Annotated in this window: 5 protein-coding genes; 1 reads left to right on the forward strand and 4 read right to left on the reverse strand. The window is 58.7% G+C overall.

The features are described 5' to 3' along the window. Positions 1-11: 11 nt before the first annotated feature. From frdD to frdA, 4 genes are read right to left on the reverse strand one after another with little or no spacing between them, the layout of a single operon-like run. Entirely contained in the window at positions 12-371 is a 360-nt protein-coding gene (gene frdD, locus HMPREF9538_RS17010; RefSeq protein WP_002885526.1) for a fumarate reductase subunit FrdD, read from the reverse strand. A 10-nt stretch (positions 372-381) separates the two neighbouring features. Next, entirely contained in the window at positions 382-777 is a 396-nt protein-coding gene (frdC, locus tag HMPREF9538_RS17005) for a fumarate reductase subunit FrdC (protein WP_002885530.1), read from the reverse strand. Between the two features lie 10 nt (positions 778-787). Further along, positions 788-1,522, reverse strand: coding sequence for a fumarate reductase iron-sulfur protein (gene frdB, locus HMPREF9538_RS17000; RefSeq protein WP_004177729.1), 735 nt, complete (start codon positions 1,520-1,522; stop codon positions 788-790). Further along, positions 1,515-3,305 (reverse strand): fumarate reductase (quinol) flavoprotein subunit, encoded by a 1,791-nt coding sequence (gene frdA, locus HMPREF9538_RS0127395; protein WP_004177727.1) that lies wholly within the window; start codon positions 3,303-3,305, stop codon positions 1,515-1,517. Before frdA ends, frdB begins: the two co-directional genes overlap by 8 nt. A gap of 275 nt (positions 3,306-3,580) precedes the next feature. Here frdA and epmA point away from each other — a divergent pair, with 275 nt between their 5' ends. Next, on the forward strand, positions 3,581-4,558 hold the full coding sequence (epmA, locus tag HMPREF9538_RS16995; protein WP_004146714.1) for an elongation factor P--(R)-beta-lysine ligase: 978 nt from the start codon (positions 3,581-3,583) through the stop codon (positions 4,556-4,558). Positions 4,559-4,609: the final 51 nt, after the last annotated feature.

A 4,609-nucleotide genomic window follows, 5' to 3' on the forward strand; every position in this document is an offset into this window, starting at 1 on the left:
CTCTTGCAGGATCAGATAAACAGTACGCCAACGAGGGTGATGACGCTGAGGATTGCCGCCAGGCCGTAGAAGACCCATTTACCGTTGGGCACATGGATTTTCAGATCGTGCATGGCGTGGTGAATACGATGCAACCCACACCACAGCGGCAGGACAATCATCAGAAAGATGAATGCTCGGCCGATAAAGCTTTGGGCAAAGGCCAGCACACGCTCATAGCTAAAGGCGTCGGCCGGGGCGAGCCCCAGCGGCAGCAGGATGCCGACCAGCAGCACCATCACCGGCGCGACGATCGCGCCCCACATGCCGCCTGCGCCAAACAGCCCCCAGAATACGGGTTCATCGGAACGTTTCGGATTGGGATTAATCATCTCAGCCTCCTTACCAGAACAGGGCGACAAACAGGATCACCACGGTGACCACCGCCGTCACCACCCAGAGCCCTTTAATGACCGGCTCTGGCCCCATTTTTTCGCCTTTGATGATGACGTTGGCGGCTTTCGGCGCCAGCTCAAACCAGGTTTTGGTGTGCAGCAGCGCCGCCGCCAGGGTAATCAGGTTGAGGATTACCACCACCGGGTTTTGCAGGAATCCGATATATCCCGCCCAGCTCTCGGCGCCGTGCTTGAGGGCAAACAGCCCATAAATCAGCACAATGCTAAACCATACCGTCGGTACCGCCGTGCCTTCCCGTACCATGTAGAAGCGATAAAACGGCAGCTTTTTCCACCAGGTGGAGGTCATTGGTCGCACGTAGGGTTTGCGTTTCGTCGTCATAATGCACTCCTTAGCGTGGTTTCAGGGTGGCGATAAGAAAGTCTTTCGAGCTTTCCACCTTGCCCTGCTGGATCGCGGCCGCCGGGTCGACGTGCTTCGGACACACTTCCGAGCAGTAGCCAACGAAAGTACAGGTCCAGACGCCATTCTGGCCGTTAAGCTGCGCCATGCGTTCCTTTTTACCGTGGTCGCGGCTGTCTTCGTTATAGCGGTGGGCGAGGGTGATCGCCGCCGGGCCGATAAATTCCGGGTTCAGGCCGAACTGTGGACAGGCGGCATAGCACAGCCCGCAGTTGATGCAGCCGGAAAACTGATGGTATTTCGCCATCTGGGCCGGGGTCTGCTTGTTTGGCCCCTGGTCAGGCGTGCGGTTATTGCCGATGATATACGGCTTAATGGCTTCCAGGCTTTCGATAAAGTGGGTCATGTCCACCACCAGATCGCGCTCGATCGGGAAGTTGGCCAATGCCTCCACCTTGATGCCTTTGGTGTAATCGCGCAGGAAGGTTTTGCAGGCCAGCTTCGGCACCTTGTTGACCATCATGCCGCAGGAACCGCAGATTGCCATTCGGCAGGACCAGCGGTAGCTCAGGTCTGGCGCCAGGTTGTCTTTGATGTAGCCCAGCGCGTCCAGCAGCGAGGTCTGTTCATCGTAAGGCACGTCATAGAATGCGCTGTGCGGTGCGGTGTCGACCTCCGGATTGTAGCGCACCACTTCGACTTTCAGGTTTTTCATCTCAGCCATGGGTGGTCTCCTTCTTCTCAGCCGCGTCCGCTTCTGCGCCATAGACACGTTTTGCCGGCGGCAGCGTGGTGATCTTCACATCGCCATATTCCAGACGGGTAGTGCCATCGGCCTCGCGGAAGGCGAGAGTGTGCTTGAGGAAGTTGACGTCGTCGCGTTCGGTACAGCCTTCATCCAAACGCTGGTGCGCCCCGCGCGATTCTTTACGGGCGATGGCCGAGTGCGCCATACATTCGGCAACGTTTAAACCGTGCCCCAGCTCAATGGTGTAAAGCAGATCGGTATTGAACACGCTGGAGTTATCAGTAATGCGCACGCGCTTAAAGCGTTCCTGCAGTTCAGCCAGCTTGTCGATCGTTTTCTGCATCAGCTCCGGCGTGCGGTAGATGCCGCAGCCTTCCTCCATCGACAGCCCCATTTCATCGCGAATTTTCGCCCAGTTTTCGTTACCTTCCTGGTTGACGAGATCTTTCAGGCGCTGCTCCACATCGGCAGCCTGCGCATCGAGGGCTGCGCCGTTTGCCTCGCCCGCCTGAGCGGCGCGCTGCATGGCCTGCTCCCCGGCCAGGCGGCCGAAGACCACCAGCTCGGCCAGCGAGTTGGAGCCCAGACGGTTGGCGCCATGTAAGCCAACGGACGAGCATTCGCCCACGGCAAACAGCCCTTTGATTCGGGTTTCGCACTGCTGATCGGTTTCAATACCGCCCATGGTGTAGTGCGCGGTCGGGCGCACCGGGATCGGCTCTTTCACCGGATCGACGCCGACGTAGGCTTTCGCCAGTTCACAGATAAACGGCAGACGCTCCAGCAGTTTTTTCTCGCCGAGGTGGCGGAGATCGAGGTAGACCACGTCGCCGCGCGGCGTCGGGATGGTGTTCCCTTTCCGCCACTCGTGCCAGAAGGCCTGGGACACTTTGTCGCGTGGGCCCAGCTCCATATATTTATTCTTCGGTTCGCCGAGCGGGGTTTCCGGGCCCATGCCGTAATCCTGCAGATAGCGGTAGCCGTTTTTGTTGACCAGAATCCCGCCTTCGCCGCGGCAGCCTTCGGTCATCAGGATCCCGGAGCCCGGCAGGCCGGTCGGGTGATACTGAACGAATTCCATGTCGCGCAGCGGCACGCCATGGCCCAGGGCCATCCCCATCCCGTCACCGGTGACGATGCCGCCGTTGGTGTTGTAGCGGTAGACGCGCCCGGCGCCGCCGGTAGCCAGCACCACGGCGTTAGCGCGGATCTGCACCAGGGTGCCTTCCATCATATTCATCGCCACCAGGCCGCGGGCCTGCCCGTCATCGACCAGCAGGTCAAGGACGAAATGTTCGTCAAAGCGCTGAATTTGGGGAAACTGAAGGGAGGTCTGGAAGAGGGTATGCAGCATGTGGAAGCCGGTTTTGTCGGCGGCAAACCAGGTGCGTTCGATTTTCATGCCACCGAAGCGCCGGACGTTGACGCTGCCGTCGGGGCGGCGGCTCCATGGGCATCCCCACTGCTCCAGCTGGGTCATTTCCGTCGGGCAGTGATGAACAAAATAGTCGACGACATCCTGCTCGCACAGCCAGTCGCCTCCCGCGACGGTGTCGTGAAAATGGTACTCAAAGCTATCGTGATCCTGGGCAACGGCTGCGGACCCCCCTTCTGCAGCGACCGTATGGCTGCGCATCGGATAGACTTTAGAAATCAGGGCGATTTTAGCGTTGGGGTTGGCCTGAGCGGCGGCGATAGCGGCACGAAGGCCTGCCCCGCCGGCGCCAATTACGGCGAGATCGGCTTGAAAAGTTTGCACGACATTCCTCCAGTTTTAGTGTATTTCGCCGCCGGGCTGGCGAAAAAGTATCACTGCTCCTTTATAGGTACAGGAGTATAGCCTTAGGGTCAGTATGGAAAATTGACGTGTTCGATTTTTTTATCGATATGTGCGGTTATTTATCAGTGGTATTTATGCGTCAGGGTTAACGATAGATTAATGGCATGTAGTCTGCCGGAGATTGCACAAAATTTGTTTCACTCGCCGGTTGCGAGTAGACTTCGTGCCCTTAATTTGCAATCGGAGAAAGTACCATGAGCGAGACGGCAACCTGGCAGCCGAGCGCACCCATTCCCAATCTGTTGAAGCGCGCGGCGGTGATGGCGGAAATCCGCCGTTTCTTTACCGATCGCGGCGTGCTGGAGGTGGAGACGCCTTGCATGAGTCAGGCGACGGTAACGGATATTCATTTGTTCCCGTTCGAAACCCGTTTCGTCGGCCCGGGCCATTCTCAGGGGCTTAACCTGTACCTGATGACCAGTCCGGAATACCACATGAAGCGCCTGCTGGCGGCGGGTTGCGGCCCGGTCTTCCAGCTGTGCCGCAGCTTCCGTAATGAAGAGATGGGGCGTCATCACAATCCGGAATTCACCATGCTGGAGTGGTATCGTCCATGCTATGACATGTATCGCCTGATCAATGAGGTGGACGATCTGCTGCAGCAGGTGCTGGAGTGCCAACCGGCGGAAAGTCTCTCCTATCAGCAGGCGTTTCAGCGCCATCTGGAAATTGACCCGCTCTCTGCCGATAAAGCTCAGCTGCGTGAAGTCGCAGCGAAGCTGGATCTGAGCAATATCGCCGATACTGAAGAAGATCGCGATACCCTGCTGCAGCTGCTGTTCACCATGGGCGTGGAGCCGCACATCGGCAAAGATCGACCAACGTTCATTTATCATTTCCCGGCGACTCAGGCCTCTTTAGCGCAGATCAGCCCGGAAGATCATCGGGTCGCTGAGCGCTTTGAGGTCTATTACAAAGGTATTGAGCTGGCGAACGGTTTCCACGAGCTGACCGACGCCCATGAACAGCGCCTGCGGTTTGAGCAGGATAACCGCAAACGCGCCGCGCGCGGCCTTCCGCAGCAGCCCATCGATAACAACCTGCTGGCGGCGCTGGAGGCGGGTTTGCCGGACTGCTCCGGCGTGGCGCTGGGCGTTGACCGCGTGGTCATGCTGGCGCTGGGCGCTGAAAGCATCGGCGAAGTGATCGCCTTTACGGTAGACCGCGCCTGATCGCTTTTTCACCTCCCTCCGCCCGCCGGGGGGGGGGGGGGGGGGGGGGGG

The organism is Klebsiella sp. MS 92-3 (genome assembly GCF_000195655.1).
GTDB classification, from domain to species: Bacteria; Pseudomonadota; Gammaproteobacteria; order Enterobacterales; family Enterobacteriaceae; genus Klebsiella; species Klebsiella pneumoniae.

Coding starts and splice junctions, on each gene's coding strand:
- frdC (WP_002885530.1), bottom strand. CDS start 777: ATGACGACGAAACGCAAACCCTACGTGCGACCAATGACCTCCACCTGG.
- epmA (WP_004146714.1), top strand. CDS start 3,581: ATGAGCGAGACGGCAACCTGGCAGCCGAGCGCACCCATTCCCAATCTG.
- frdD (WP_002885526.1), bottom strand. CDS start 371: ATGATTAATCCCAATCCGAAACGTTCCGATGAACCCGTATTCTGGGGG.
- frdB (WP_004177729.1), bottom strand. CDS start 1,522: ATGGCTGAGATGAAAAACCTGAAAGTCGAAGTGGTGCGCTACAATCCG.